Annotated in this window: 25 protein-coding genes; 17 read left to right on the top strand and 8 right to left on the bottom strand. The window is 63.9% G+C overall.

The genetic code is table 11. The features are described 5' to 3' along the window. Positions 1-10: 10 nt before the first annotated feature. The 3 genes from waaF to M0D68_RS17985 all read right to left on the bottom strand — a co-directional run bounded on the left by waaF (position 11) and on the right by M0D68_RS17985 (position 2,383). The gene (gene waaF / locus M0D68_RS17995; protein ID WP_093635581.1) at positions 11-1,036 is read right to left on the bottom strand and encodes a lipopolysaccharide heptosyltransferase II; all 1,026 of its coding nucleotides are present in this window, start codon (positions 1,034-1,036) and stop codon (positions 11-13) included. A 152-nt stretch (positions 1,037-1,188) separates the two neighbouring features. Further along, positions 1,189-1,383 carry a zinc-finger domain-containing protein gene (locus tag M0D68_RS17990; RefSeq protein WP_054034422.1) on the bottom strand — a complete coding sequence of 65 codons (195 nt, stop codon included), beginning with the start codon at positions 1,381-1,383 and terminating at the stop codon, positions 1,189-1,191. A gap of 76 nt (positions 1,384-1,459) precedes the next feature. Further along, positions 1,460-2,383, bottom strand: a complete 924-nt coding sequence (locus M0D68_RS17985) for a branched-chain amino acid transaminase (protein WP_200618207.1) — start codon at positions 2,381-2,383, stop codon at positions 1,460-1,462. A gap of 190 nt (positions 2,384-2,573) precedes the next feature. Between M0D68_RS17985 and M0D68_RS17980 the strand changes: the two genes are divergently transcribed. The 9 genes from M0D68_RS17980 to M0D68_RS17940 all read left to right on the top strand — a co-directional run bounded on the left by M0D68_RS17980 (position 2,574) and on the right by M0D68_RS17940 (position 12,260). Next, entirely contained in the window at positions 2,574-3,320 is a 747-nt protein-coding gene (locus M0D68_RS17980) for an AzlC family ABC transporter permease (protein ID WP_054034673.1), read from the top strand. After that, a complete protein-coding gene (locus M0D68_RS17975) occupies positions 3,317-3,640 on the top strand; it encodes an AzlD domain-containing protein (RefSeq protein WP_054034418.1) in 324 nt (107 codons plus the stop codon). Before M0D68_RS17980 ends, M0D68_RS17975 begins: the two co-directional genes overlap by 4 nt. Before the next feature lie 272 nt (positions 3,641-3,912). Then, the gene (locus tag M0D68_RS17970; RefSeq protein ID WP_093635585.1) at positions 3,913-5,106 is read left to right on the top strand and encodes a phosphoglycerate kinase; all 1,194 of its coding nucleotides are present in this window, start codon (positions 3,913-3,915) and stop codon (positions 5,104-5,106) included. Positions 5,107-5,533: 427 nt separating this feature from the next. Continuing rightward, positions 5,534-6,970 (top strand): pyruvate kinase, encoded by a 1,437-nt coding sequence (pyk, locus tag M0D68_RS17965; RefSeq protein WP_200565265.1) that lies wholly within the window; start codon positions 5,534-5,536, stop codon positions 6,968-6,970. Positions 6,971-7,242: 272 nt separating this feature from the next. Then, the gene (fba, locus tag M0D68_RS17960; RefSeq protein WP_054034414.1) at positions 7,243-8,307 is read left to right on the top strand and encodes a class II fructose-bisphosphate aldolase; all 1,065 of its coding nucleotides are present in this window, start codon (positions 7,243-7,245) and stop codon (positions 8,305-8,307) included. Positions 8,308-8,439: 132 nt separating this feature from the next. Next, complete coding sequence (locus tag M0D68_RS17955; RefSeq protein WP_028196245.1) at positions 8,440-9,330, top strand: phosphoribosylaminoimidazolesuccinocarboxamide synthase; 891 nt, start codon at positions 8,440-8,442, stop codon at positions 9,328-9,330. 52 nt (positions 9,331-9,382) lie between these two features. After that, entirely contained in the window at positions 9,383-9,901 is a 519-nt protein-coding gene (purE, locus tag M0D68_RS17950) for a 5-(carboxyamino)imidazole ribonucleotide mutase (protein ID WP_029968172.1), read from the top strand. 99 nt (positions 9,902-10,000) lie between these two features. Continuing rightward, on the top strand, positions 10,001-11,197 hold the full coding sequence (locus M0D68_RS17945) for a 5-(carboxyamino)imidazole ribonucleotide synthase (RefSeq protein WP_093635587.1): 1,197 nt from the start codon (positions 10,001-10,003) through the stop codon (positions 11,195-11,197). 10 nt (positions 11,198-11,207) lie between these two features. Next, positions 11,208-12,260 carry an L-threonylcarbamoyladenylate synthase gene (locus M0D68_RS17940; RefSeq protein ID WP_200618208.1) on the top strand — a complete coding sequence of 351 codons (1,053 nt, stop codon included), beginning with the start codon at positions 11,208-11,210 and terminating at the stop codon, positions 12,258-12,260. 176 nt (positions 12,261-12,436) lie between these two features. Here M0D68_RS17940 and M0D68_RS17935 read toward each other — a convergent pair whose 3' ends face one another. The 3 genes from M0D68_RS17935 to dacB form a co-directional block, all read right to left on the bottom strand. Next, a complete protein-coding gene (locus M0D68_RS17935; RefSeq protein WP_200618209.1) occupies positions 12,437-13,690 on the bottom strand; it encodes an SGNH/GDSL hydrolase family protein in 1,254 nt (417 codons plus the stop codon). A 94-nt stretch (positions 13,691-13,784) separates the two neighbouring features. Continuing rightward, positions 13,785-14,720, bottom strand: a complete 936-nt coding sequence (locus M0D68_RS17930) for a sterol desaturase family protein (RefSeq protein WP_200618210.1) — start codon at positions 14,718-14,720, stop codon at positions 13,785-13,787. Between the two features lie 195 nt (positions 14,721-14,915). Next, entirely contained in the window at positions 14,916-16,580 is a 1,665-nt protein-coding gene (dacB, locus tag M0D68_RS17925) for a D-alanyl-D-alanine carboxypeptidase/D-alanyl-D-alanine-endopeptidase (RefSeq protein WP_200618211.1), read from the bottom strand. A gap of 216 nt (positions 16,581-16,796) precedes the next feature. Here dacB and M0D68_RS17920 point away from each other — a divergent pair, with 216 nt between their 5' ends. The 6 genes from M0D68_RS17920 to M0D68_RS17895 all read left to right on the top strand — a co-directional run bounded on the left by M0D68_RS17920 (position 16,797) and on the right by M0D68_RS17895 (position 22,571). Beyond that, positions 16,797-17,459, top strand: coding sequence for a response regulator (locus M0D68_RS17920; protein ID WP_054034404.1), 663 nt, complete (start codon positions 16,797-16,799; stop codon positions 17,457-17,459). Between the two features lie 4 nt (positions 17,460-17,463). Continuing rightward, positions 17,464-18,765, top strand: coding sequence for an ATP-binding protein (locus tag M0D68_RS17915; RefSeq protein WP_093635597.1), 1,302 nt, complete (start codon positions 17,464-17,466; stop codon positions 18,763-18,765). Between the two features lie 179 nt (positions 18,766-18,944). Next, entirely contained in the window at positions 18,945-20,462 is a 1,518-nt protein-coding gene (locus M0D68_RS17910) for a DegQ family serine endoprotease (RefSeq protein ID WP_200618212.1), read from the top strand. Between the two features lie 247 nt (positions 20,463-20,709). Continuing rightward, entirely contained in the window at positions 20,710-21,204 is a 495-nt protein-coding gene (locus tag M0D68_RS17905) for a carboxypeptidase regulatory-like domain-containing protein (RefSeq protein WP_200618213.1), read from the top strand. Positions 21,205-21,378: 174 nt separating this feature from the next. Next, positions 21,379-21,777 (top strand): DUF427 domain-containing protein, encoded by a 399-nt coding sequence (locus M0D68_RS17900; protein WP_200618214.1) that lies wholly within the window; start codon positions 21,379-21,381, stop codon positions 21,775-21,777. Between the two features lie 32 nt (positions 21,778-21,809). Continuing rightward, positions 21,810-22,571, top strand: a complete 762-nt coding sequence (locus tag M0D68_RS17895) for a CoxG family protein (protein WP_175050817.1) — start codon at positions 21,810-21,812, stop codon at positions 22,569-22,571. 15 nt (positions 22,572-22,586) lie between these two features. On the opposite strand, the gene M0D68_RS17890 is transcribed toward M0D68_RS17895, so the two are convergent. After that, positions 22,587-23,585, bottom strand: a complete 999-nt coding sequence (locus M0D68_RS17890) for a helix-turn-helix domain-containing protein (protein ID WP_093635609.1) — start codon at positions 23,583-23,585, stop codon at positions 22,587-22,589. A gap of 184 nt (positions 23,586-23,769) precedes the next feature. On the opposite strand from M0D68_RS17890, the gene M0D68_RS17885 reads away from it, so the two are divergent. After that, the gene (locus M0D68_RS17885) at positions 23,770-24,402 is read left to right on the top strand and encodes a cysteine hydrolase family protein (RefSeq protein WP_200618215.1); all 633 of its coding nucleotides are present in this window, start codon (positions 23,770-23,772) and stop codon (positions 24,400-24,402) included. A gap of 4 nt (positions 24,403-24,406) precedes the next feature. Here the strand turns inward: M0D68_RS17885 and M0D68_RS17880 are convergent, their stop codons facing one another. Next, positions 24,407-25,087 (bottom strand): TetR family transcriptional regulator, encoded by a 681-nt coding sequence (locus M0D68_RS17880; RefSeq protein ID WP_200618216.1) that lies wholly within the window; start codon positions 25,085-25,087, stop codon positions 24,407-24,409. 429 nt (positions 25,088-25,516) lie between these two features. Here M0D68_RS17880 and M0D68_RS17875 point away from each other — a divergent pair, with 429 nt between their 5' ends. Continuing rightward, positions 25,517-26,746 (top strand): efflux RND transporter periplasmic adaptor subunit, encoded by a 1,230-nt coding sequence (locus tag M0D68_RS17875; RefSeq protein WP_093635617.1) that lies wholly within the window; start codon positions 25,517-25,519, stop codon positions 26,744-26,746. The last annotated feature ends 18 nt before the right edge of the window (positions 26,747-26,764 follow it).

Below are 26,764 nucleotides of genomic sequence, written 5' to 3'. Positions count from 1 at the left end.
TCAGCCAGGTTCAACGTTGCGCAAGCAACATGCCGCGCAAATCGCCGAACACCTGCTCGGCACTCAACTGCTTCAGGCAGTTCAGATGCCCGAGCGGACACTCGCGCTGAAAACAGGGGCTGCATTCGAGATGAAGCCATTGTACCTTCGCGAGCTCGGACAAGGGCGGCGTGTGGCGCGGATCGGTCGAACCGTACACGGCCACCAGCGGCCGGCGCAGCGCGGCGGCCACGTGCATCAGGCCGGAATCGTTAGTGACGACCGCGTTGGCCCGCGAGATCAGCGCGCAAGCTTCGCTCAGCGCGGTCTGGCCGCACAGGTTGCGCACGTTCGGCGCCTTCTCGGCGATGGCCTGGGCAAGCGGCGCGTCTTTCGGCGAGCCGAGCGCGATGATCTGCGTGTAGGGGAACGACTGGCCGACGATCTGCGCGAGCGCGGCGAAATGCTCGGGCGGCCAGCGCTTGGCCGGACCGTACTCGGCACCCGGGCAGAACACCAGCAGCGGCACGCGGGTATCCAGATTGAAGCGCGCCGAGACCCGTGACGCTTCGTTCAGATCCGCGTCGAGTCGCGGCATCGGCAGGTCGTCGGGGACCTTGGCGCCTTGCGCGTAGGCGAGGGCGGCGTAATGACCGACCATCGGCGGGCGCTCGTCTTTGCGCGGATTCGAGTGACGCACGTTCAGCAGGCCGTAGCGGCTCTCGCCGGTGTAGCCGATGCGCAGCGGAATGCCCGCCATCCACGGAATCAGCGCCGACTTGAGCGAATTCGGCAGCACGTAGGCCGCGTCGTAGCCGACATCGCGCAAGTCGCTCGCCAGCTGCCAGCGGCGCAGCATCTGCAGCTTGCCGTGCGCGAGGTCGGTTGCGTAGACGTCGCGAATCTCGGGCATGCGTTCGAGCACAGGCGCGACCCACGAGGGCGCGACCGCGTCGATCACGATGCGCGGATGCAATTTCACGAGGCGCGCAAACAGCGGCTGCGCCATCAATGCGTCACCGATCCAGTTCGGTGCGATAACCAACGCGCGACGCATCAGAGTGGGTGTCCGGTGTCGAAACGAAGCGCCGCGCGAACCATGCGCGTGGCGTTCGATTGGGTAAAAAGGGAAAAGCCGCGAGCCTTGCGGCGCGGATCCGGCATGACCGGTCCCGCCGCGGCTGCGGCCTTACTGCGGAGCGTTTGCGTTCAGTGACCCTTGACCACTTCGCCGTCGCGCAGCTTGTAACGCGTGCTGCAGTACGGGCATTTCGCTTCGCCGTGCGTGACGTCGATAAAGACGCGCGGGTGCGCGCTCCAGCGCGGCATGGCCGGATTCGGGCAGTACGCCGGCAGATCTTTTGCGGTCAATTCGACCAGCGGCATTTCTTTGATTTCGCTCATGAGGAGTTTCTCGTTGTATGCAGGGTGCGTGCGTTGCGCCGGTAAAGGCCAGCGGCCTTGGGCGGCGCAGCGTGCGTTAGATTTTGGTGAGCCAGTGCGCGTACTTGTCGCTCTTGCCGTTCACGATATCGAAGAAGCCGGATTGCAGCTTTTCGGTGATCGGACCGCGTGCGCCGGAGCCTATCGTACGGTTGTCGAGTTCGCGGATCGGCGTGACTTCCGCGGCGGTGCCGGTGAAGAACGCTTCGTCGCAGGTATAGACCTCGTCACGCGTGATGCGCTTTTCGATCACCTGGATGCCCGCGTCGCGCGCCAGCGTGATGATCGTGTCGCGCGTGATGCCGTCGAGGCACGACGACAAATCCGGCGTGTACAGCTTGCCGTTATTAACGAGGAAGAAGTTCTCGCCGGAGCCTTCCGACACGTAGCCGTCCACGTCCAGCAGCAGCGCTTCGTCGTAACCGTCGGCAATTGCTTCCTGGTTGGCGAGGATCGAGTTCACGTACCAGCCCGAGGCCTTGGCGCGGACCATCGACACGTTCACGTGATGGCGCGTGAACGACGAGGTCTTCACGCGGATGCCCTTGGCGATACCGTCTTCGCCGAGGTAAGCGCCCCACGGCCAGGCGGCGATTGCCACGTGGATCGTGTTGCCCTTGGCCGACACGCCGAGCTTTTCCGAGCCGACCCAGATGATCGGGCGCAGGTAGCAGGATTCGAGTTTGTTTTCACGGACCACTTCGCACTGTGCCGCGGCCAGCGTTTCGTGACCGAACGGCACGTCCATCTGGAAGATCTTGGCCGAATTCAGGAGACGCTTGGTATGTTCATGGAGGCGAAAAATCGCCGTGCCGCCGTCAGCCGTCTTGTAGGCGCGTACGCCTTCGAAAACGCCCATGCCGTAATGCAACGTGTGCGTAAGCACGTGGATCTTGGCATCGCGCCAGTCGATGAGCTTGCCATCCATCCAGATCTTGCCGTCGCGATCGGCCATTGACATGCGATTCTCCAGCGGTGCGGTGAAAGAGCGTTATTTTAGCGTCTTTTGCACAAGGAACGGGCATTTGGCCGCATGCCGGGCGCTATAATTCGGCGCACGCATAATTCATCCGGATGCGCCAGCGGGTGCTTGACGACCTGGCGCCGACCTCCCTTCGTTGCGCCGCCGCCTGGCGCCCGCGTTTCGCCCCATGCTCGCTCGCTTGTCAGATACCGATCGCCGTTCCTTTCGTCAGGGCGCGCGCGACTATTCGCCCACGCTGATGGCGATCTTCTCCTGGGGTCTCGTCACCGGCATCGCCATGAGCAAGTCCGTGCTCACGCTGCCGCAGGCGCTCACCATGTCGCTGCTCTGCTACGCCGGATCGTCGCAACTGGCCGTGCTGCCGTTGCTGGCCGCCAAGCTGCCGATCTGGACCGTGCTGCTCACCGCCGCGATGGTCAATACGCGTTTCGTGATCTTCAGTGCCGGTCTCGCGCCGCATTTTTCCTATCTGCCAATGTGGCGCCGCATCGTGCTCGGCTACTTCAACGGCGACGTGATCTATCTGCTGTTCCAGAAGAAGAGCTTCCAGACCGGTTACGTGCCGGGCAAGGAGGCGTACTTCTGGGGCATGGCGGTGTGCAGCTGGTTGTCGTGGCAGGTCTCGTCGATCGTCGGCATTCTGCTGGCGAGCCTGATTCCGGACAACTGGGGCCTCGCGCTGGCAGGCACGCTGGCGCTGCTGCCCATCATGGTGTCGGCGATCGCCACGCGCTCCACGCTGGTCGCGGTCAGCATCGCCGGCCTGGTGTCGCTGCTCGCTTTCGACCTGCCGTACCGGCTCGCGCTGCCGCTCGCGGTGATTGCGGCGATTATCGCGGGCAGCGCCGCCGACCTGATGGTCGAGCGCGCCGACTTGCGCCGCATCCGCAACAGCGCCGGAGATTCCCAATGACATCCTTACAGATCTGGCTGTCCATTATCGGCATGACCTTCGTCACCGCGGTGACACGCGCGATGTTTCTAATCGGCGGCGAGCGCACGGTTTTGCCGGCGCGCGTCCAGCGGATGCTGCGCTATGCGCCGGCCGCGGCGCTTGCCGCCGTCGTGCTGCCCGATGTGCTGGCGACGCCGGAGGGGCTCTCGTTCGCGCCCTCGAACCACGAGTTTTACGCGACGCTATCCGGTCTGGCGTGGTTTATGTGGCGCCGCACCATGCTCGGCACGATTGTGGTGGGAATGGCCGTGTTCACGCTCTTGCGCCTCTTCATGTAATTGATTGGAACGAAAATGCTGCACTGCGACATGCGCGGCGCGTTCTTCAAATACGGGACATTCGCCTGGTTGCGGGTCAGAAGGCCGTGTGGATAAGTTAAAATGGGTGTTTCCGGGATAAGCGCGCCGCTGCATGGCGCGACAGCCGCGGCTTTGCCGCCGGCGCCCGACTCAGTGGAGCCGCTGCCGTGCCGAAGCGCTGGAGTTTGCCGCGCTTAAGGCCCAGCGCGTCGTCCGCCACCGCCTTCCCATCAACTCGCACATACACGCCCATGAACAAGGTATTGCGTCTCTCCGATCTGATCGCCGAAGGCAAGCTGTCCGGCAAGCGCGTGTTCATCCGCGCCGATCTGAACGTGCCGCAGGACGATCAAGGCAACATCACCGAAGACACCCGCATCCGCGCCTCCGTGCCGGCGATCAAGGCCGCGCTGGACGCAGGCGCCGCCGTGATGGTCACGTCGCACCTGGGCCGTCCGACCGAAGGCGAGTTCAAGCCGGAAGATTCGCTCGCGCCGGTCGCGAAGCGCCTCGCCGAGCTGCTTGGCCGTGACGTGCCGCTGGTTGCCAACTGGGTCGAAAATGGCGTGAACGTCGCGCCGGGCCAGCTCGTGCTACTGGAAAACTGCCGCGTCAACAAGGGCGAAAAGAAGGATTCCGACGAGCTCGCGCAGAAAATGGCGAAGCTCTGCGACGTCTACGTGAATGACGCATTCGGCACCGCGCACCGTGCCGAAGCCACCACGCACGGCATCGCCAAATACGCGCCGATCGCTTGCGCCGGCCCGCTGCTGGCGGCAGAGCTCGAAGCGCTTGGCAAGGCGCTGGGCGCGCCGAAGCGTCCGCTGGTGGCGATCGTCGCCGGCTCGAAGGTATCCACCAAGCTGACCATTCTGAAGTCGCTGGCCGACAAGGTCGATCAGTTGATCGTCGGCGGCGGCATCGCCAATACGTTCATGCTGGCGGCCGGCCTGAAGATCGGTAAGTCGCTCGCCGAAGCCGATCTGGTCGCTGAAGCCAAGACGATCATCGACGCAGCGAAAGCCCGCGGCGCCTCGGTGCCGATCCCGACCGACGTGGTGACGGCTAAAGAGTTTTCGCCGACCGCGAAGGCGGAAGTCAAGGCCGTCGCCGACGTGCAAGACGACGACATGATCCTCGACATCGGACCGGAAACCGCCAAGGTGCTCGCCGCACAACTGGAAAAAGCCGGCACGATCGTGTGGAACGGTCCGGTCGGCGTGTTCGAATTCGATCAGTTCGGCAACGGTACGAAGACGCTGGCTGACGCGATCGCCAAATCGTCGGCGTTCTCGATTGCAGGCGGCGGCGATACGCTCGCGGCGATTGCCAAGTACGGCATCCACGACAAGGTCAGCTACATCTCGACGGGCGGCGGCGCCTTCCTCGAGTTCCTCGAGGGCAAGACACTCCCCGCTGTCGCAGTTCTGGAATCGCGGGCTTAACGTGGTGACGCGCTCCCCCTCAGCGAAGTCTGCAAAAGCGCGCGGCGGCAAGCCGCGCAACACCGCAGCAGCAACGGCAGGGGAGCGCGAAGCGCGCTCCGCCGCCACAACGGCCGTGGCTGAAGCCGCGGCCCCGCAGCAGCAGGAATCCGAGTTGTCTCTCGCGCTTGCGGAGTTGACCACTGCCGGCGAGGCAGCGGAATTGTCCACCGGACAAGCCGCCCACTCGCCCGCAGAACTCCCGGACGACGAGATTACGCTCGCCCCCTCACCGGCGCGCCCCGTGCCGGTATCGAACACCGCTTCACCCCATAAAGCGACGCTGGTTTCAACCGGCGCGCAGCCCCCAGCAGCACCCTTCGGTGCGCAGCCTCCGCATCCGACTCGCAGCGCTCATTCCAGCGATCCCACCCAGACGAGGAGACTCATGCATCGCGCCACCAAGATTGTCGCTACCATCGGACCGGCTTCCAGTACGCCGGAAATCCTGCTGCAAATGATTCAGGCAGGCGCCGACGTGGTGCGGCTCAATTTCTCGCACGGCACGGCCGACGACCACCGCCAGCGCGCCGATTTCGTGCGCGAGGCGGCCCGCCAGGCCGGCCGTGAAGTTGCCATCATGGCTGACCTGCAAGGCCCGAAGATTCGGGTCGGCAAATTCGAAAACGGCAAGACCACGCTGGTTGCCGGCAGCCCGTTCGTCCTCGACGCCGAGTGTGAACTCGGCAACGACGATCGCGTCGGCCTCGACTACAAAGACCTGCCGCGCGACCTGAAACCGGGCGACGTGCTGTTGCTCAACGACGGCCTGATTGTGCTGGACGTCGTGCGCGTGCTCGGTAGCGAGATCCACACCACCGTGAAGGTCGGCGGCGATCTGTCGAACAACAAGGGCATCAACCGCCAGGGCGGTGGTCTGACGGCGCCGGCCCTGACGGCCAAGGACATGGAAGACATCCGCACGGCGATGTCGATCGGTGTGGATTTCGTCGCGGTATCGTTCCCCAAGAACGCCACCGACATGGAAATGGCCCGCCAGCTCGCGAACATCGCGGGTGCACCCTATGGCATCAAGCCGAAGATGATCGCGAAGATCGAGCGGGCGGAAGCGATTCCGGCGCTGCAAGGCATCCTCGACGCATCGGACGGCATCATGGTTGCGCGCGGCGACTTGGCCGTGGAAGTGGGCAATGCCGCAGTTCCTGCGCTGCAAAAGCGCATGATTCGTATGGCCCGCGAATCGAACAAGTTCGTGATCACCGCGACCCAGATGATGGAATCGATGATCTACGCGCCGGTGCCGACCCGCGCCGAAGTGTCGGACGTCGCCAACGCGGTGCTGGACGGTACGGACGCGGTGATGTTGTCGGCCGAATCCGCAGCGGGCAAGTACCCGGTGCAGACCATCGAGACGATGGCCGCGATCTGCCTTGAAGCCGAAAAGTCGGAGCAGTCGGAGCTGGACAAGGATTTCCTCGACCGCACGTTTACGCGAATCGACCAGTCCATCGCCATGGGTGCGCTGTTCACGGCGTTCCACCTGGGCGCGAAGGCGATTGTCGCGTTGACCGAATCGGGTTCGACCGCGCTATGGATGTCGCGTCACTGGACGCACGTGCCGATTTTCGCGCTCACGCCGCGCGTCGGCAGCGAACGGGCGATGGCGATCTACCGCAACGTTACGTCGCTGCATCTGGACACCAGCACCGACCGCGACACCGCCTTGCAGCAGGCGCTGGAAACAGTGGTCGGCAAGGGCTACGCATCGCGCGGCGACATGGTGGTGCTGACCGTCGGCGAGCCGATGGGTCAGGCAGGCGGTACGAATACGCTGAAGATCGTGCGCGTTGGTGAACCGTATTGATTTGACGCACTGTGTGTATGGCGGAAGTAACTGCTAAAGCACTTACTTCTGCCCTACACAGCAGACTGCTCGATCGGCACAGGCTTGATTGAGCGAAGCAGGCTGTCATGCCCCGCGAGAGGCGGCGCACAGACTTCAATTGCGCGTGCGGTAAAGGTCCGCGGGTGAAGCGCTTTAGGGAATGTGTGAACGGGTATGCAGCTTGCTTCGCGATAAAATCGCCCCAAAAGATGCCGACGGCACAGAATTCGTTTCAATCTAAGGAGTTAAGCATGCCTCTCGTATCAATGCGTCAACTGCTGGACCATGCCGCTGAAAACGGTTATGGCATTCCGGCATTCAACGTGAACAACCTGGAGCAGGTGCAGGCGATCATGTTCGCAGCGGATAAGGTCAACGCCCCGGTCATCATGCAGGCGTCGGCCGGCGCGCGTAAGTACGCGGGCGAGCCGTTCCTGCGCCACCTGATCGAAGCCGCGGTCGAGTCGTATCCGCATATTCCGGTCGTGATGCACCAGGATCACGGCCAGTCGCCGGCGGTCTGTATGGCGGCGATCCGCAGCGGTTTCACCAGCGTGATGATGGACGGTTCGCTCGAAGCCGACGGCAAGACGGTCGCTTCGTACGAATACAATGTCGAAGTGTCGCGCAAGGTGGTTGAAGCGGCGCATTCGATCGGCATCACGGTGGAAGCGGAACTGGGCGTGCTCGGTTCGCTGGAAACCATGAAGGGCGACAAGGAAGACGGCCACGGCGCGGAAGGCACGATGACCCGCGAGCAACTGCTGACCGATCCGGAGCAGGCTGCCGACTTCGTCAAGCTGACGCAATGCGACGCGCTGGCAATCGCGATCGGTACGTCGCACGGCGCGTACAAGTTCAGCAAGAAGCCCACGGGCGACATCCTGTCGATCCAACGCATCAAGGAAATTCACCAGCGCATTCCGAATACCCACCTGGTGATGCACGGTTCGTCGTCGGTACCGCAGGAGCTGCTCGCGGAAATCCGCGAATTCGGCGGCGACATGAAGGAAACCTACGGCGTGCCGGTCGAGGAAATTCAGGAAGGCATCAAGAACGGCGTGCGCAAGGTCAATATCGACACCGACCTGCGTCTGGCGATCACCGGTGCGATCCGCCGCTACATGGCGACCAATCCGGGCAAGTTCGATCCGCGCGACTACCTGAAGCCGGCGCGTGAAGCCGCGATGAAGATCTGTCTCGAGCGTTTCACGCAATTCGGCTGCGAAGGCCAGGCCGGCAAGATCAAGCCGGTTTCGCTTGATAAAATCGCGGAGAAGTACAAATCGGGCGAGCTCGCGCAAGTCGTCCGCTAAGCTATAAGCAGGCTCTACATCTGGCCGATTGGCCAGGTTGTCGTCCGATCGCCGTTCCCGCATCATCCGGGGAACGGCGTTTCCCTTTTGTTCCGGTCATACTTTTTGCCCCACTTTTAGCGAACCACGACGATGTCTACCCTTTACGAATCCACGCTCCACTCGCTGCCGCTGCTCGGCCGCGGTAAAGTCCGCGACAACTATGCGGTGGGCAACGACCAGTTGCTGATTGTCACGACCGACCGTCTGTCGGCGTTCGACGTCATCATGGGCGAGCCGATTCCGAATAAGGGCCGCGTGCTCAACGAAATGGCGAACTTCTGGTTCGAGAAACTCAAGCATGTGGTGCCGAATCACCTCACGGGCGTGGCGCCCGAATCCGTGGTGGCGGCTGACGAAGTCGAGCAGGTCAAGGGCCGCGCCGTGGTGGTGAAGCGTCTCGAGCCGATCCTCGTTGAAGCGGTGGTGCGCGGCTATCTGGCCGGCAGCGGCTGGAAAGACTACCAGGCAACCGGTTCGGTGTGCGGTGTGGAACTGCCGCCGGGCCTGCAAAACGCACAAAAACTGCCCGAGCCGATTTTCACGCCGGCAGCCAAGGCCGAAATGGGCCACCACGACGAGAACATTACGTACAACGAGATGGAACGCCGCATCGGCACCGAACTGTCGGCCACGATCCGCGACATCTCGATCAAGCTGTACAAGGAAGCCGCTGACTATGCTGCAACGCGCGGCATCATCATCGCGGATACGAAGTTCGAATTCGGCCTGGACAACCACGGCCAGCTGTATCTGATGGACGAGGCGCTGACCGCCGACTCGTCGCGCTTCTGGCCGGCTGACCAGTATCAGGTCGGCACCAACCCGCCGTCGTTCGACAAGCAGTTCGTGCGCGACTGGCTCGAAACCCAGCCGTGGAAGAAAGAGCCGCCCGCACCGAAGCTGCCGGACGATGTGGTCACGAAGACAGGCGAGAAGTATCAGGAAGCGCTCGAACGCCTGACCGGACACAAGCTCGCTTAAGTACGCTTACCTGGCTATATCTGCAGTGCTCAAGAAACAAGGAAGCCGTACCATGAGTGAAGCACAAACTGCCCATACGCATGGCGCGCCGGTTGTCGGCGTGCTGATGGGTTCCAGTTCCGACTGGGAAGTGATGAAGAACGCCGTCGCGATTCTGCAGGAATTCGGCGTGCCGTATGAGGCCAAAGTCGTGTCCGCGCACCGGATGCCCGACGAGATGTTTGCGTATGCCGAGAGCGCGCGTGAGCGCGGCATTCGCGCGATCATCGCGGGTGCGGGCGGCGCGGCGCATCTGCCGGGCATGCTGGCCGCCAAGACCACGGTGCCGGTGCTCGGTGTACCGGTGGCGAGCAAGTATCTGAAGGGCGTCGATTCGTTGCATTCGATCGTGCAGATGCCCAAAGGCGTGCCGGTCGCCACGTTTGCAATCGGCGAAGCGGGCGCGGCGAATGCGGCGTTGTTCGCGGTGTCGATTCTGAGCGGCACGAGCGCCGAATATGCGGAAAAGCTGGCTGCGTTCCGCGTGCGTCAGAACGAAGCGGCCCACGCAATGGTGCTGCCGGCGCTGTAAGCGCCAAGGCTGATTGCTTTTAGACGTCCCCCCTGTCTGACCCCCGGCCGGGTGCTGCTATTGCATGAACGCAGCACCCGGCCGCGACCGACCACTAAGATGAACCCAGACAACACACCGGTTTCACCGATTTTGCCCGGCGCATGGCTTGGCATGGTCGGTGGCGGCCAGCTCGGCCGCATGTTCTGTTTTGCCGCTCAGGCAATGGGCTATCGCGTTGCCGTGCTCGACCCGGACGAAACCAGTCCTGCGGGCACGGTTGCCGACCGCCATATCCGTGCGGCTTACGACGACGAAGCGTCGCTCACCGAACTCGCGCGGCTGTGCGCGGCGGTGTCGACCGAATTCGAGAATGTGCCGGCGGCGAGCCTCGATTTCATGGCGAAAACCACCTTCGTGAGCCCGGCCGGCCGTTGCGTCGCCGTGGCGCAGGACCGGATCGCCGAGAAGCGTTTTATCGCGTCGTCAGGCGTGACCGTGGCGCCGCACGTGGTGATCGAATCGTCGGACGCGCTGGCCGCGCTCGACAACGCGAAGCTCGAAGCCGTGCTGCCCGGCATTCTGAAGACTGCACGCATGGGCTACGACGGCAAAGGTCAAATCCGTGTGCGCAACGCCGAGGAAGTGCGCGAGGCGCATGCGTCGCTCGCAGGGGTTCCGTGTGTGCTCGAAAAGCGCTTGCCGCTGAAGTTCGAAGTGTCCGCGCTGATCGCGCGCGCGGCGAGCGGCGCGTCGGTGGTATATCCGCTGGCGCAGAATACGCATCGCGACGGCGTGCTGTCGCACACCATCGTGCCTGCGCCGGATGCAAGCCCGACGCTGGTCCAGCAAGCACAGCAGGCTGCGCTGCAAATCGCGGACAAGCTCGGCTATGTCGGTGTGCTGTGCGTCGAGTTCTTCATTCTCGAAGACGGGTCGCTGGTCGCCAACGAAATGGCGCCGCGTCCGCATAACTCCGGCCATTACACCGTCGACGCCTGCGCGACCAGCCAGTTCGAACAGCAGGTCCGCGCCATGACCGGCATGCCGCTCGGCGACACGCGTCAGCATTCGCCGGCGGTGATGCTGAACATCCTCGGCGACGTCTGGTTCCCAGGCGGCCCGAAGGGCGCGGCGGTCACACCGCCGTGGCACGAAGTCGCCGCGATGCCGGCGGCGCGTTTGCATCTGTACGGCAAGGAAGAAGCACGTTGCGGCCGCAAGATGGGTCACGTGAACTTCACGGCCGCGACACTTGAAGAAGCCCGCACGTCGGCGCGCGATTGCGCGCGGCTCCTGCATATCATCACGGGCTGACGCGAGCACCATGCCGGATCAAAGCAAACCTGCCGAAGGGGGCGCCGCAAGCGCCTTGCCTGTGAGCGCCGAGCAGATCGAACACGCTGCCGCGCTGCTCGACGCGGGCGGCCTCGTCGCGTTCCCCACGGAGACGGTCTACGGACTCGGCGGCGACGCCGAAAGTCCGGACGCGGTCGCGCGTATTTACGCGGCGAAGGGCAGGCCGGCGAATCATCCGGTGATCGTGCATCTGGCGCCGCAGGGCGATCCGAACTACTGGGTCGAGCATTTGCCGGCGGAAGCGCAGCGTTTGATCGATGCGTTCTGGCCGGGGCCGCTCACGTTGATCCTGAAGCGTGCCGAGCGGATCAATGCAGCCGTGAGCGGCGGCCAGGATTCAGTGGGTTTGCGCTGCCCGTCGCATCCGGTTGCGCAGGCTTTGCTCGAAGCGTTCAGTGCGTTGCGCGGCGGACATGGCGGCGTGGCGGCGCCCTCGGCGAATCGATTTGGTCACGTGAGCCCAACTACGGCGCAGCACGTGCGCGACGAGTTCGGCAGCGCGATTCACGTGCTGGACGGTGGCGCATCTGACGTCGGAATCGAATCGACGATTCTGGATTTGTCGCGCGGATTTCCGGCGCTGTTGAGACCTGGTCGCGTAACGCCGCAGGATATCGCCGACGTGCTCGGCGAGGCGCCACGCCTGCCCGACGGTTCGGATGCCACGACACCGCGCGCTTCGGGGACGTTGAAGGCGCACTATGCGCCGCGCACGCCGTTGGCCTTGCTGCCTTTTGATGCGTTGCAGATGTTGCTCGCGGCGCGTCAGAGCGACGAACGCGTGGCCTTGGTAGCGCGTGCTTCCCGCGCAGGAGAGTGGGCTCATGCCGAGGGCGTGCATTTCATTGCCGCGCCTGAAGATCCGCACGTCTATGCGCGCGAGTTGTATGGCCTGCTAAGGGCGCTCGATCGCGCGGACGTGAGCCGGATTCTCATCGAGAAGTTGCCGGACACGATCGAGTGGATCGCTGTGAACGATCGGCTCGGCCGGGCCGCGGCTGCATTCGAAGCGCAAGGGTAGGAACTGCCTGATTGGTACGGCTTGCTCACCGGCGCCGCCACAATCCGTTGTAGCAACCCGTCGTCTCAACCGCTGTGCCGCGCGCAACAAACATAAATAAAAAACGCCCGGCTTGACCAGCAAGCCGGGCGTTTGCAGAACTCGCATCCTGCTGCCGCTATGCGGCAACCCTCAACTTATTTCCCCAAGCCGGTGGCCGCGATCTGCTGCTGAACGAACTGCGCGAACAAGGCGTGCAAGTGCGTGCTCGGATGAACCAGGTCAGCGAACATGTAGGTCTGGTCAGCGCCGGCCACCGTGTAAGTCTGCGGCGAGCAGAACAGCGACGAGCCGAACTGGGCACCATACTGTGCCGGGGTCAGCCCGTTCGTTGCGCTCGGATTGGCGGTGGCGTACGCGGTTGCGTTGGTCACCATCGACGTCAGGTTACACGCCGTACCGGTGTTGGACACCGTGAAGCCCAGCGCCTGGTAGTTCGGCAACTGCTGATCAATCCACGTGAACGCGTCGGCCACGATGACCTTGCCCGTGCCCAGCAGGCCGAGGGATGTCATGGTTTGGACCAGAATGCCGTTATACGCCGCGGTAATCCCCGACAGGAGCGCAGCCGCACCAGGCGAGGCTGCGTTGGCCTGAACGCCTTGCGGCGTATTGCCGATGTCCGGTACCGTCGACACCACCACGTGGGTCGCGCCCGAGTTGACGATGGTCTGGATTTGCGCGGCGAGCTGCGTGGCGGCTGTCGCGATCTGGGGGTTGGCCAGCTGCTGCAGGTAGCCGGCGATGAACTGTACCTGGCCTGCCTGAGTGTTCGGCAGTTTGCCGGCCTGCACGAGCAGCGGATATTGCGTCTGCAGCGCGGTGGCGAGCGCCGTCAGGTTGGCGGTGGTCCCAGCGAACTGGAAGATGTCGTTCGCGCCGCCGTTCACCAGCACGAGCTGGTTCGCGTTGAAGCTCGTATGCGCGCCCAGGTAGTTCGCCACCTGGGTCACCACCGGCACGGTCGTTGCCGCCGCGTTGTTCGGTGCCCAACCTTCGCCCTGGGCGTTCACGACGTCAGAGCCGCCTTGTGCGTAGCCGAACCCGCCCGTCGCAACCAGCGGTTGACCGAAGCCGCCCACATACGCGGCAGTCAACGTGCCGCCGTAGTACTCCGCGACCTTCTGGGTCCACACTTCACCCGGGTTCGTCGTGAAGCGGCCGCCGCCGAAGCTCGACTGAATCACCGGCGCGTACGTGCCGACATCCGACAAGCTGTCGCCAAACGAAACGACCTGCAATTTCACGCCGCCTGCCGGCGTGCTGCTGCTCGAACTGTTGTTGTTATCGCTGCCGCCGCCACAAGCCGCGAGCAGTGCAAACGCCGCACTGGCGATGGCGATCTGCGTGACGCGGACGAAATTGCGTTTCCTCGATGCTGTTTGTTTCATGTTGACTACATCTCCTCGTATGTGTGGCCCTTATGCCATGTGTTGCAGGCAGCGCCCACCGCGTCGGCGGCATGACGACAGCTTACAGAATCTTCTACGGCCTGCGCGGTGTTTGAAACGCGGCCGTATGGTTATCTTCAATGCTTGTAGCGCCACTGGAAGCCACACCCGCAGCGCGGCCCGCGTGATAAGCCGCGGCCCATGCGGGCGGTGCGAACAGCGCGCGCAACTTGTTGCGCCAGCCTTGCACGCTCACGAAATCGGCGGCCATCGATGCCCATTCATGAAACGTCGCCTTCAACGGGTTATAGGTATGAAGCGGTTCGACGATGCCGTACACCGGCGCATCGCGCGGATCTTCCTCGACGTAGCTGCCGAACAGGCGATCCCAGATCACCAGCACACCGGCATAGTTGCGGTCGATATAGCGGTCGTTGCGTGCGTGATGCACGCGGTGAATCGACGGCGTGTTGAGCACGTATTCGAGCCAGCCGAGTTTGCCGATCGCCTGGGTGTGCACGAAAAACTGGAAGCCGAGATTGATCAGCACGATCGCGACGATCTGCTTCGGCGGAAAGCCGAACACGGCGAGCGGAATCCAGAACAGCCACATGCCGGCAATCGGATACATCAGGCTCTGGCGGAAGGCGGTCGAAAAATTCATCCGCTCCGACGAGTGATGCACGACATGCGCGGCCCACAGCCAGCGCACGCGGTGGCTGCACCGGTGAAACCAGTAATAGAGCAGATCCTGAGCGACGAACAGCACGACGAACGACACCCAGCTCGCCTGCCACGTATAGACGCGATAGTGATCGTAGAAAAATGCATAGACGGGGATGATCACGAGCCACGCGAGCTTGTCGGCGGCTTGCTGCATCAGCGCGAGCGCGGCGTTGCAGAACGTGTCGCGCCAGCTATAGAGCTGCGCGCCGGGGCGCGTACGCCGCAGGTGCCACGCCTCCCAGCCAATGCATGCGAGAAAGACTGGCGCCATGGCGAGCAGCAGCAATTCGGCATCGAATTGCATCGTGTCTTCCTCCGCGGTCCCTTGCCGCTGCGCTTGCCGCAGCGGACGTTGTCGTTATCGTTTGATTGGGCCACGCTTTCGTAACGGCTGCGTGGCTCGTGCGCTACGCATAACGTTTTACGCGCGCCTCAAACACTGCCCGACAGCGTACACGCTTGGGCGCATTGCCGCGCGTGGGTTCTATAGAAGGAATCCTCAATGGGTGCCGCGCTTGTGCGGGTTTTTCCTGGGCTTGCTGACGCGCGGTTCGGCGACGGGGTCGGAGACCTTCGTGAATCCCTGGGACGGTCCCTGATAGACCCATTCGAGCAAGGCGTCGTGCGCGGCGCGCGCGGCCTCCGAATGCGGGTCGTTGATCAGGCTCACCACCACGTAGCTGTTGCCGTCCGCCGAGGCCACGTAACCGGCAATCGCACGCACGTCGCGCAGGGTGCCAGTCTTGATGTGCGCGTTGCCGCCCGCGCCCTGGTTGGTCAAGCGGTTGCGCATGGTGCCGTCGACGCCCGCAATCGGCAGCGATTCCACGAACACCTGGGCGACCGGGCTCGCATTGGCCCGCTGCAGCAGATCGGCGAGCGAGAGCGCGGTAACATGCTCGTCGCGCGACAGGCCCGAGCCGTTGTCGAGCGTCAGGTATTGCATGTCGACGCTGTCGCGGCGCAGAAAGTCCTCGATGGCGCGCGCCGATTTCGCGGGCGTGGCGGGCCCTTTTTCTTCCGTGGCGCCGATCGTCAGGAACAGGTTGCGCGCCATCGTGTTGTTACTGAACTTGTTGATGTCGCGCACGATGTCGGAGAGCATCGGCCCCTGGTGCGTGGCGACGAGGCGCGCGCCGACCGGCACCGGGCCTTCGCGGGTCGCGCCGCTGAACGTGCCGCCGGTTTGCTGCCACAGGGCGAGGAAACCGCCCGCGAAGAATGCGGAGTGATCGAGCACCGCGACGTTGATCGTGCGCGGGCCGCAGCGCACCGAGTAGTCGCCGTCGAACGAGGCCACCACGGTGCCGTTCGGCTGCGGCGTGACGGTGGGCGAGACGGAGGCGGCGTCGCCGCGGCACGGGCCGTTGACGGCGTGCATCTGGTTGTCGATCTGTAGCTGCGAGAGCGCGGGCAGCACGTCGATGGCGACGCTGCCGTCCGGCGAAGGCGTCAGCGTGAACGACAGCGATTTGAAGGCGTACAGCAGCGGATCGGGGCCGACGTTGTACGGCGCGGTGGCGTCGTCGTCGAACGGCGGCAGATCGCGCGTGGAGGCGTCGAAATAGCGCTTGTCGAGCACCAGCGCGCCATCGATGCCGTTGATCCCCGCCTTGTGGATCTTCTGCACGAGGTCGATCAGTTCTTCGGGCACGAGTTTCGGATCGCCCGTGCCCTGAATGGTCAGATTGCCGTGCAGCAAGCCGTTGGCGTCGAGCGTGCCGTCCGCATAGGCGCTCGTGCGCCAGCGATATTCCGGGCCGAGGATCGACAGGCCGGAATAGGTGGTGACGAGTTTCATCGTCGAGGCGGGCATCATCGGCTTGCCGGCGTTCAAGGCGAGGATCGGCGTGCGGTCGCCCACTTTCTCGACCACCACGCTGATCGACGACAAAGGCACGTGCGCGCGCTGCAGGCCGACCATGACCGATTGCGGCAACACCGTGGTGACGTTGACACTCGGATGGGTTGCCTTGATGCGCGCCTGCGCGGCAAGCGGCAACGCCGCGCCGCCGCAGCCGAGCGCGGCGCAGGCAAGCAGCAACGCCGCCGAGCGCGGTGCGAATCGGCGAGGCAGAGAGTCGGCAACAGAAGAAGACAGCGGACGCAGCGCTACACGGCGTGCGAGAGAGAGCAAAAAAGCGGACAAAAAAGCGTGCGTCATGGACAGGCGAAGAAGCAAGATTTCGGGGCGCGGTGGCGCGCGGCAATCCAGAGTGTGTCGAAGCGTCGCGTGGCGCGCGAAAAACCGCGGCGCGACGCAAAGCGCCCATTGTAGAGACATGCCGCCACGCTGCGGTGAAAAAGCGTCGCGTGGCGCGCACGCCAGGGCTGGGCGCTAGAATGCGGCATCATCAAATGTTTCGGGACCGTACCAACCATGCGCATATTGCTTGTCGAAGACGACCGGATGATCGCCGAAGGCGTACGCAAGGCGCTACGCGGTGAAGGCTTCGCGGTCGACTGGGTGGAAGACGGCGAAGCGGCGCTCAGCGCGGCGGCCAGCCAACCTTACGATCTGGTGCTGCTCGATCTCGGCCTGCCTAAACGCGACGGTCTCGACGTGCTGCGGACGCTGCGCGCCAAGGGCCAAGCCATTCCGGTGCTGATCGTCACCGCGCGCGACGCGGTTGCCGATCGCGTCAAAGGCCTCGACGCCGGCGCGGACGACTATCTCGTCAAACCTTTCGATCTCGACGAGCTCGGCGCCCGCATGCGCGCGCTGATTCGCCGCCAATCGGGCCGCAGCGATTCGACGATTCGCCACGGCAATCTGACGCTCGATCCGGCCTCGCATCAGGTCACGCTGGACGGCGCGCCGGTCGCGTTGTCTGCGCGTGAATTCGCTCTGCTCGAAGCGCTGATCGCACGGCCCGGCGCAGTGCTTTCAAAGAGCCAGCTCGAAGAAAAAATGTACGGCTGGGGCGAGGAAATCGGCAGCAACACGGTCGAGGTCTACATCCATGCGCTGCGCAAGAAGCTAGGCGCGGATCTGATCCGCAATGTGCGCGGTCTTGGTTACATGATCGCCAAGGACGCCTGAGCCGATGCGTTCGATTCGTCGTCAATTGTTGTTCTGGCTGCTGGCGTTGGTGTTGCTCGGCGTCGGCATTGCGGGTTGGCTGATTTACCGGCAAGCGCTTGCTGAAGCCAACGAACTGTTCGATTACCAGTTGGAGCAGATCGCCGCGGCGCTGCCGTCGGAACCGTTCTCCCAGGTGCTCGGTTCGCGCGACACCGGTGACGAAGGCATCGTGCTGCAGATCTGGAATCGCAACGGCGTGTTGATGTACTACTCGCGCCCGCGTGCGCCCCTCGCGCCGCGCGCCGAACTCGGGTTTTCAACCGAGCACACGGAACGTGGAGATTGGCGTGTGTACGGCGCGATCGTCGGCGATAACGTCGTGCAGCTGGCGCAGCCGGTTTCGGTGCGCAACCGGCTGGCGGCGAATGTGGCGTTGCGGACTTTGTGGCCCTTGATCGTGCTGCTGCCGCTATTGGGCGTGGCGGTGTGGGTCGTCGTCGGGCGCGGGCTGAGGCCGTTGCGGCGCGTGACCAGCGCGCTCGACGCCCGTCACCCCGAGGCGCTCGATCCCTTGCCCGATCAGCGTCTGCCGCTCGAAGTGCAGCCGCTCGTGCGCGCGTTGAATGGCCTGCTCGAACGGCTTGCCACTGCGCTCGATATTCAGAAAGCATTCGTCGCCGATGCCGCGCACGAATTGCGCACGCCGCTTGCCGCCGTGCAGATCCAGTCGCAACTGGTGGCTCGCGCGAAAGACGACACCACGCGTAGCGAAGCGCTGGCCGATCTGCAGGCGGGTGTCACGCGCGCCACGCGTCTTGCCGAGCAATTGCTGGCGCTCGCGCGTTCGGAGCCGGACGGCGTCGCCGCGACGAACGCGATCGATTTGCGCGCGCTGCTGCAGGACTGTGTGGTGGCGTACGCGCCGCTTGCGCAGAACCGCGGTGTCGATCTCGGCATCGAGGCGAGCGAACCCGCCACGGTGATCGGCGATGCCGACGCGCTGCGAGTCATGTTCAACAACCTCGTTGATAACGCAACCAAATACACACCGCGAGGCGGCCGTGTCGACGTGAGTCTGCATGTGGAGGAGGGACATCCGGTGGTGCGGATTGCCGATAGCGGGCCGGGCATCGAGCCGGCCGAACGCGAGCGCGTGTTTGATCGCTTCTACCGGGCCGGCGCCAGTGCGAACCGCGTGCGCACTGATGTGGCGGGCAGCGGCCTCGGCCTCGCAATCGTGCGCCGCATCGCCACGCAACACCATGCGGCGGTGAAGCTCGACGAATCGGCCACAGGTGGTTTGCAGGTCGACGTGCGCTTCTGAGGGTGAGGCTTTCTGTTCGTAAAGTGACTCGAACGTGGATCGAACGTGGCTTAAGCGAGGCTTAAACAAGCCTCAATAATGGGCTTGAAGCGATCTGGCGCTGCTTAAGACTCTTTTAAGCGATGCCACGTACGCTTCATCTCATTCCAAAGCCTCTTTCTCCCAGTCAGGAGTACACGATGAACGCGAAAACCTTGTCCCGCAGCGCTGTTGCAGTGGCTGTCGCCGTGGCGCTCTCCGCCGGCTATGTGGCGGGGCATCGCGACGTGCCCGCGCCGCAGGTGATCACGCCGGCGCAGGCCGCGATGATGCCTGCCGAAGCCGCGGCGAAAACCGGCATTCCCGACTTCTCGGGTCTGGTCGAAACCTACGGCCCGGCCGTGGTCAATATCAGCGCGAAGCACGTGGTCAAGCAGACGGCCTTGCGCGGCAACGGCGGTAATGGCGCCAACGGCGGCAACCAGTTGCCGATCGATCCGAGCGATCCCTTCTATCAGTTCTACAAGCACTTCTTCGGCGGCATGCCGGGCATGCAAGGCGGCGACGGCGGCGATGCGCCCGATCAGCCGAGCGCGAGCCTCGGCTCGGGATTCATCGTCAGCAGCGACGGCTACATCCTGACCAACGCCCACGTGGTGGACGGCGCGAACGTCGTCACCGTGAAGCTCACTGACAAGCGTGAATTCAAGGCGAAAGTGGTCGGCGCCGACAAGCAGTCCGACGTCGCTGTGCTGAAGATCGACGCGAGCAGTCTGCCGACCGTGAAGATCGGCGATCCGCGTCAGAGCAAGGTCGGCCAGTGGGTGGTCGCGATCGGCTCGCCTTACGGTTTCGACAACACGGTGACCTCGGGCATCATCAGCGCGAAGTCGCGCTCGCTGCCGAACGAGAACTACACGCCGTTTATCCAGACCGACGTGCCTGTGAACCCGGGTAATTCGGGCGGACCGCTGTTCAATCTGCAAGGCGAAGTGATCGGCATCAACTCGATGATCTATTCGCAGACGGGTGGCTTCCAGGGCCTTTCGTTCGCGATCCCGATTAACGAAGCGATCAAGGTCAAGGACGACATCGTCAAGACCGGCCATGTGAGCCGCGGACGTCTCGGCGTTGCGGTGCAGGGCATGAACCAGACGCTGGCGGATTCGTTCGGCATGCAGAAGCCGCAAGGCGCGCTCGTCAGCTCGGTCGATCCGGGCGGCCCGGCCGCCAAGGGTGGTCTGCAACCGGGCGACGTGATTCTGTCGGTGAATGGCGAGCCGGTCGGCGACTCGTCGGATCTGCCGTCGCAGGTTGCGGGTCTGGCGCCGGGCAGTTCGGCCACCGTACAGGTGTGGCGCGACAAGGCGACCAAAGACCTGAAGGTGACGATCGGTTCGTTGTCGGATGCCAAGGTAGCCTCGGATAAGGCCGATCAGCCGACCCAGTTGCAAGGCCGTCTCGGCGTAGCGGTGCGGCCGCTGACGCCGGAAGAGAAGAGCGGCGCGTCGGTGTCGCACGGTTTGCTGGTGCAGCAATCGGGCGGCGCGGCTGAAAGTGCCGGCATCCAGCCGGGCGACGTGATCCTGGCGGTCAATGGCCGGCCGGTCACGAGCGTCGATCAGTTGAAGCAGATGATTGCCGGCGCGGGCAACAGCATCGCGTTGCTGATCCAGCGCGATAACGCGCAGATCTTCGTGCCGGTCGATCTCGGCTAAACGGGCATTGATCGCATTGAAGTAATGCTTGCCGGTCCTTGCACTTACTGCGTACGGACCGGCATTTTTTCACCTGTTTCAAGGCTTGACTCAAAGCCGTAACGCAGGTCGCTCTGCGCCGCATGGCGTGGCGCAGCGGCGGTTTCCATACGACGCGAACTGATGGCGGGCACGCAGCTTGCGTCTGCCTTGATCTGGACCCTCCGAGGGATTCCGGATGACAAGGACCTTAAGAAGGAGCGAACCGATGAAAACCCAACGCAATCAGCGAAGGATCGTAGCCGCTGCGGTCTGCGCAGCGCTCACGCTCGGTCTGGCGGGCGGCGCTTATGCGCAGGCGAGTGACGTAACGGGTGGCACGACCACCGACGAAAGCAGCGCGGGCAACGCCAACGGTGGCGGCCTGCCGCAAATCCAGCACCAGGGCGACGTCTCGTTCGTGTCGGGCGGCGTCGGTCTCGACGAATCGAAAGCACTGCAGCAGGCGCAAAGCCAGTGGCCGCTGTCGATGCGCTTCACCGGCCCCGGCTCCGATTTTCTCGCCGACATCCATGTGAGAATCGTCGACGCGCACGATGGCAATGTGCTGACCGCCACTTCGCGTGGGCCGTATATGCTGGTCAGGCTGCGCCCGGGCCGCTACACCGTGCACGCGCAATACAAGGATAACGACCAGACCAAGGCGGTGACGATTCCGGCCAAGGGCACCGCCAAGGCGGCGTTCTACTGGAATACCCAGTAAACGGCCCGTCTCTCTGAGCGGCGCCGGGCGAGAAGCCCCGGCTGCATTCAGGAAGGCCGCGCAATCGGCTGAACTTTGGCCGATAATGAAGCCACGGGCGCACCCCGTGGCTTTTTTGTTGCACGGCCGCATACGATCTGCACCCCGAGTTGCACACCATCACGGAGCCGAGACATGAGCGATGCCTTGACGCCTCACGGAAGCCCCGGACCCGGCGCGAGCACGGGCGGGCACACCATCGCCATCAGCGGCAACAACCATCGGGTGCGGGTAATTCACGGCGGCGTGACAATGGCCGACACGCAGGCCGGCCTGACACTCACCGAAACCGGCCTGCCGGACGTGTTCTATTTTCCGCGCGGCGACGTCAACATGGCGCGCCTCGAACGCTCCACGCATACTTCGCACTGCCCGTTCAAGGGCGATGCCTCGTACTATCATCTGCGCACCGAAGACGGTCTGATCGAAAACGCCGTCTGGAGCTATGAGACGCCGCTTGAACCGGCGCTACAAATAAAAGGGTATCTCGCGTTTTACGCATCGCGCGTCGACCGTATCGATCAGACGTCCTGACCGGCTGTCGCGCGTTCATCGGGGAGGCTGCCATGGAACTGAACGACGCGTTACGGATTCCGCTTGCGCCGTCCGACGTTTGGGACGCGTTGCAGGACCTCGCCTTGTTGCGTGCCAGCCTCGACAACTGCGAGTCGTTCACGCGGCTCGGCCACGGCGAATACGCGCTCACCATGACCGTGCCGCTCGGGCCGTTGCGCGCGCGTTACGAAGCGCGCGCCCACGTAGCCGGCCAGGATTCCGGACCGGCGGACGCGCAGCGCCGCACCATCAACTTCAAGGCGCGAGCCGAGGGCATCGGCTCCTTGCGCGGACAGATCGAAGTGAGATTGCGCGCGGACGATGGCTCGCATGGTGTCGGCAGGGAGCGGGGCACGCGGATCGATTACACGATCTGGGCGACCTCGTCCGGGCCGCTTGCTGAGCTGCCCACGCGCCAGCTCGAAAACGCACTGCACCAACTGGCCGACGATTTCTTCGACGAGTTCGGCGCTGTTGTTCGCGCCAAGCATGGCCAAGGGCCGAATCGTGCACGCGGGTCGGCGGCGCGTCGGCAGCACGTGTTTCTGCGGCCGATTAACCTCGGCGGGATTGCCCGGCGCACGCGCGTGGATCATGGCAATGCGCTGACCGGGCGGGCAGCGAGCGCATCGCATGGGGCGGCCCATGGTGTGTCGCATGGGGTTTCGCATCGCGAGCCCAATCCGCACGTGGTGCCAAACTGGGCGTGGGCGGTGATGATTTTTCTGGTGGCGCTGCTGTTGTATGTGGCGCGCTGGATCAGCGAACAATAAGCGCGTCCACCACGCTCACACGCCGCGGAATTCCCGCCGCCACGCGGATGGCGAGGTGCGGAACGCCTCCGCGAAATGTTGCCGTAGCGAGGCAGTCGAGCCGAATCCCGCAATCCCCGCGATCGCTTCCACGGACTCATCCGTGCTTTCCAGCAGTTGCTGCGCGCGGCCGAGCCGCTGCGCCAGCAGCCATGCGCCGACGGTCGTGCCGGTGGCGAGCCGGAAGCGCCGCGTAAACGTGCGGCGGCTCATCAACGCGCGTTCGGCTAGCGTGTCGAGCGTATGCGGCGCATCCAGATTTCCGCTCACCCAATCGAGCAGACAGGACAGGCGGTCGCCGCGCACGTTCGGCGCCACCGGTTGCTGGATGAATTGCGCCTGGCCACCTTGCCGATGCGGCGGCACCACCAGGCGGCGCGCGACATAGTTCGCCGCTTGCGCGCCGCACATCTTGCGCAGGACATGCAGGCAGCAGTCGAGGCCGGCAGCGGTGCCGGCTGAGGTCAGCACGTTGCCGTCGTCGACATAGAGCACGTCGGGATCGAGCCGCACGCGCGGAAAGCGGTGTGCGAAATCGTCCGCCCACGCCCAGTGGGTCGATGCCGGGCGGTCGTCGAGAATACCGGCGGCGGCCAGCACGAAGGCACCCAGGCACAGCCCGACCAGCTGGGCGCCGCGTGCATGGGCGGCGCGCAGTGCGTCGAGCAGGGCGGTGGGCGGCGTCTCGTCCGGATCGCGCCAGCTTGGCACGATGATCGTATCCGCATCGGCGAGTGCTTCGAGCCCATGCGTGACAGCGATCGAGAAGCCGGCGGTGGTGGTCAGCGCGCCGGCTTCGCTGGCGCAAACGCGAAAGTCGAAATCGGGCAAGCCGCCGTTGCTGCGGTCCTCGCCGAATACCACGCACGGTACCGAAAGATGGAACGGGCTGATGCCGTCGAAAGCGACAACCGCGACGACGTGGCGGGGCGCGTCGTCGCGCCCGGCGGCAGAGGAGGTGGATGTAGCCGTCATTCGCAATCGCCCCGTGGCATTCAACGATGATCCAACGATGGCCCGATTCTAGCGAAGATTGTCATTCGGGTCGCTATCGGCGAAATGGCGGCTGACGAACAATGCACACATCGCCGCTGCCTGCGCAGAGCCCATCCGGGCCGTGCAGTGCGAGCCCTAACTGCTCAACCGAAGGAGTCTTGCCATGACCGCACCCCGCCGCGCGCTGATCGTCATCGATGCGCAGAACGAATACGTTACCGGCGATCTGCCGATCGAATACCCGGATGTGCAAACTTCGCTCGCCAACATCGGCCGGGCGATGGATGCGGCCCGTGCCGCCGGCGTGCCGGTGGTGGTCGTGCAACATCTCGCGCCGGCCGCCTCGCCGGTGTTCGCGCGCGGCAGCGAACGCGCCGAACTGCATCCGGTAGTGGGTGGGCGACCACACGATCACTATATTGAGAAGTCGAGGGCGAGCGCCTTTGCCGGCACTGATCTCGCCGACTGGCTGGCCGCGCAGCGGGTCGACACGCTGACGGTCGTCGGTTACATGACGCACAACTGCGATGCGTCGACGATCAACCACGCATACCACGCGGGGTTTGCGGTCGAATTTCTGCACGACGCAACCGGCTCACTGCCCTATGAGAACAGTGCGGGCTTTGTGAGCGCGGAGGAGATTCACCGGGTCTTCAGCGTGGTCCTGCAGTCGAACTTCGCGGCGGTGGCGAGTACGGAGCAGTGGATCGCCACGGTGCAGGGTGGGGCGCCGCTCGAACGCGGCAATATCTACACGTCGAATCAGACGGCGCGGGCGCGCCGGGTCGCCGCGTAAGTATCTAGCTAGTCTGACCGGGTAGCCGGGCGGCGGCCGCCGCCGTCCGATTCCCGATGCGCAGCGCCGGACTCAGCCGTAGCGCATCGAACATCCCGGCGACCATCTGCTCCGCGTGCTTGCTGAAATTGGTCGTTTCCGGCAAAAACAGCATGTCGCGCAGCGAGCCGCTGATGAACGCATGCACCATCGCCGCCGCGATTCTGGTGTCGAGATCGACCGGCAATTGCCCTTTGGAGATCGCATTGCGCAGACCGCCCTCGATCTTCAACAGCCCTTCGCGCATATTGGTCTGATAGCGGATCATCACCGGACCCATCTCTTCGACGAACTCGCACTTCAGAAAGAGAATGTCGAACACCCGCCGGCGACGCGGGTCGTTGGCGGTGTCACGCAGGCAGACTGTACAGATTTCCGTAAGGCGCCCGAGCGGGTCGGGTTCATTGGGGTCTTGCGAGGCGGCTTTGAGTTCGTCCAGCGGCAGCAGCACGCGGTCGAACATTTCCGTAAATAGATCGCCCTTGTGCGCGAAATGCCAGTAGATTGCGCCGCGCGTGACGCCGGCGGCCTGTGCGATATCGGCGAGCGACGTGCGCGATACACCCTTCTCGAAGAAAACCCGTTCGGCCGCGTCGAGAATGCTGTTGCGCGTCTCCTGTGCCTCTTCCTTGGTTCTTCTGACCATATTGTCGTGACCTGCCCTGATTGTGGGGTTTCCCCGGGCGCTTTTAAGTACGCTCGATGACAATCTGTCTTCTGTTAAGCAATTTGCGAAGCGATCTTGCAGGTCCCTCGCCTGCAAAGAACTAAACGCACTTTTACATGCATTCGTGGATGTATATATAATAGCATCCCACGATCGGATAGCCCAAGCCGTGACGACCGGTTAATATCCGTCACTGTTGCCTTTCAAAACGCTCTTGCGCCGTGCCCCGACGGGCGGCGCCGTGCGGCATTTCCCCGGTATGGCGCATTTTGCTCAGGATGCCCCTGCAGGTGCGGTTTGCATCCACGGGCTTCCGGTCACGCGTCGCAAGACGCATGTGTGCGCTGTCGTCCCCGGGGTAGGGATGCGCGCACTTTTTCATTCTCAGTCTTTGACAGAGGTCGCTCCATGCGCGTCGAACGGGTTCCATTCCGCTTAATCAGTGCCGCGACGGCTGCCGTATTGCTGGCAGCGTGCGGACCAAAACAATCTGCCCCGCCGCAACAAACGCCCGAAGTGGGTGTCGTCACCGTCCAGCCGACGGCTGTGCCCGTCGTCACCGAATTGCCCGGCCGCACCAGTGCCTTCCTCGTCGCGCAAGTGCGTGCACGGGTCGACGGCATCGTGCTGCGCCGCGAATTCACGGAAGGCGGCGAGGTCAAGGCCGGTCAGCGTCTGTACAAGATCGATCCGGCGCCCTACATCGCGACGTTGAACAACGCGAAGGCAACGCTGGCGAAGGCCCAGGCCAATCTCGTGTCGACCACCGCGCAAGCCAACCGCTTCAAGGTGCTGGTGGCCGCCAATGCGGTCAGCAAGCAGGACTACGACAACGCGGTGGCCTCTGCGGGCCAGGCCGCGGCTGACGTGGCCGCCGGCAAGGCAGCGGTCGACACGGCGCAGATCAACCTCGGCTACACCGACGTGACCTCGCCGGTGACCGGCCAGATCGGCGTGTCGCAAGTTACGCCGGGCGCGTATGTACAGGCGAGCGCTGCCACGTTGCTGGCAACGGTCCAGCAACTCGACCCGGTCTACGTGGATCTGACGCAATCCAGCCTCGACGGTCTGAAGCTGCGCCGCGAAGTGCAGGAAGGGCGTCTGAAGACGAGCGGTCCGGACGCTGCCAAGGTCTCGCTGATTCTCGAAGACGGCCGCACCTATGCGGAAAAGGGCAAGCTGCAGTTCACCGACGTGACGGTCGATCAGACCACTGGCTCGGTGACGGTGCGCGCGATCTTCAAGAACACGGACAAGGTGCTGCTGCCGGGCATGTTCGTGCGCGCGAGGATCGAGGAAGGCATCAACGACAACGCGCTCGTCGTGCCGCAAGTCGGCATCACGCATGACCAGAAGGGCCAGCCGACTGCGCTCGTCGTCAACGCAGCGAACAAGGTCGAGTTGCGCCAGCTCGTTACTGCGGGCACGTACGGTTCGAACTGGGTGGTGGAAAGCGGGCTGAAGGCCGGCGACCGCGTGATTGTCCAGGGCACCGACAAGGCGCGTCCGGGGCAGGAAGTCAAGGCCGTTGCCGCGCAACTTCCCGCCACACCCGCTTCCGACGCATCCGCTCAGGGTGCGCCGGCCGCCAGCGGTGCGCAGACGGCTCAACCCGCTTCTGCTGCATCGGGCGCGTAATAACAGGGAGCCCGCTTC

The sequence above is a fragment of the Paraburkholderia sp. SEWSISQ10-3 4 genome, from assembly GCF_030464785.1.
Lineage (GTDB): Bacteria > Pseudomonadota > Gammaproteobacteria > Burkholderiales > Burkholderiaceae > Paraburkholderia > Paraburkholderia aspalathi.
This window is presented reverse-complemented; position numbering and strand designations above follow the sequence as displayed.

Excerpts from the sequence above, each read along its gene's own strand:
- waaF (WP_093635581.1), bottom strand. The coding sequence starts at position 1,036 with ATGCGTCGCGCGTTGGTTATCGCACCGAACTGGATCGGTGACGCATTG.
- M0D68_RS17990 (WP_054034422.1), bottom strand. The coding sequence starts at position 1,383 with ATGAGCGAAATCAAAGAAATGCCGCTGGTCGAATTGACCGCAAAAGAT.
- M0D68_RS17985 (WP_200618207.1), bottom strand. The coding sequence starts at position 2,383 with ATGTCAATGGCCGATCGCGACGGCAAGATCTGGATGGATGGCAAGCTC.
- M0D68_RS17980 (WP_054034673.1), top strand. The coding sequence starts at position 2,574 with ATGCTCGCTCGCTTGTCAGATACCGATCGCCGTTCCTTTCGTCAGGGC.
- M0D68_RS17975 (WP_054034418.1), top strand. The coding sequence starts at position 3,317 with ATGACATCCTTACAGATCTGGCTGTCCATTATCGGCATGACCTTCGTC.
- M0D68_RS17970 (WP_093635585.1), top strand. The coding sequence starts at position 3,913 with ATGAACAAGGTATTGCGTCTCTCCGATCTGATCGCCGAAGGCAAGCTG.
- pyk (WP_200565265.1), top strand. The coding sequence starts at position 5,534 with ATGCATCGCGCCACCAAGATTGTCGCTACCATCGGACCGGCTTCCAGT.
- fba (WP_054034414.1), top strand. The coding sequence starts at position 7,243 with ATGCCTCTCGTATCAATGCGTCAACTGCTGGACCATGCCGCTGAAAAC.
- M0D68_RS17955 (WP_028196245.1), top strand. The coding sequence starts at position 8,440 with ATGTCTACCCTTTACGAATCCACGCTCCACTCGCTGCCGCTGCTCGGC.
- purE (WP_029968172.1), top strand. The coding sequence starts at position 9,383 with ATGAGTGAAGCACAAACTGCCCATACGCATGGCGCGCCGGTTGTCGGC.
- M0D68_RS17945 (WP_093635587.1), top strand. The coding sequence starts at position 10,001 with ATGAACCCAGACAACACACCGGTTTCACCGATTTTGCCCGGCGCATGG.
- M0D68_RS17940 (WP_200618208.1), top strand. The coding sequence starts at position 11,208 with ATGCCGGATCAAAGCAAACCTGCCGAAGGGGGCGCCGCAAGCGCCTTG.
- M0D68_RS17935 (WP_200618209.1), bottom strand. The coding sequence starts at position 13,690 with ATGAAACAAACAGCATCGAGGAAACGCAATTTCGTCCGCGTCACGCAG.
- M0D68_RS17930 (WP_200618210.1), bottom strand. The coding sequence starts at position 14,720 with ATGCAATTCGATGCCGAATTGCTGCTGCTCGCCATGGCGCCAGTCTTT.
- dacB (WP_200618211.1), bottom strand. The coding sequence starts at position 16,580 with ATGACGCACGCTTTTTTGTCCGCTTTTTTGCTCTCTCTCGCACGCCGT.
- M0D68_RS17920 (WP_054034404.1), top strand. The coding sequence starts at position 16,797 with ATGCGCATATTGCTTGTCGAAGACGACCGGATGATCGCCGAAGGCGTA.
- M0D68_RS17915 (WP_093635597.1), top strand. The coding sequence starts at position 17,464 with ATGCGTTCGATTCGTCGTCAATTGTTGTTCTGGCTGCTGGCGTTGGTG.
- M0D68_RS17910 (WP_200618212.1), top strand. The coding sequence starts at position 18,945 with ATGAACGCGAAAACCTTGTCCCGCAGCGCTGTTGCAGTGGCTGTCGCC.
- M0D68_RS17905 (WP_200618213.1), top strand. The coding sequence starts at position 20,710 with ATGAAAACCCAACGCAATCAGCGAAGGATCGTAGCCGCTGCGGTCTGC.
- M0D68_RS17900 (WP_200618214.1), top strand. The coding sequence starts at position 21,379 with ATGAGCGATGCCTTGACGCCTCACGGAAGCCCCGGACCCGGCGCGAGC.
- M0D68_RS17895 (WP_175050817.1), top strand. The coding sequence starts at position 21,810 with ATGGAACTGAACGACGCGTTACGGATTCCGCTTGCGCCGTCCGACGTT.
- M0D68_RS17890 (WP_093635609.1), bottom strand. The coding sequence starts at position 23,585 with ATGACGGCTACATCCACCTCCTCTGCCGCCGGGCGCGACGACGCGCCC.
- M0D68_RS17885 (WP_200618215.1), top strand. The coding sequence starts at position 23,770 with ATGACCGCACCCCGCCGCGCGCTGATCGTCATCGATGCGCAGAACGAA.
- M0D68_RS17880 (WP_200618216.1), bottom strand. The coding sequence starts at position 25,087 with ATGGTCAGAAGAACCAAGGAAGAGGCACAGGAGACGCGCAACAGCATT.
- M0D68_RS17875 (WP_093635617.1), top strand. The coding sequence starts at position 25,517 with ATGCGCGTCGAACGGGTTCCATTCCGCTTAATCAGTGCCGCGACGGCT.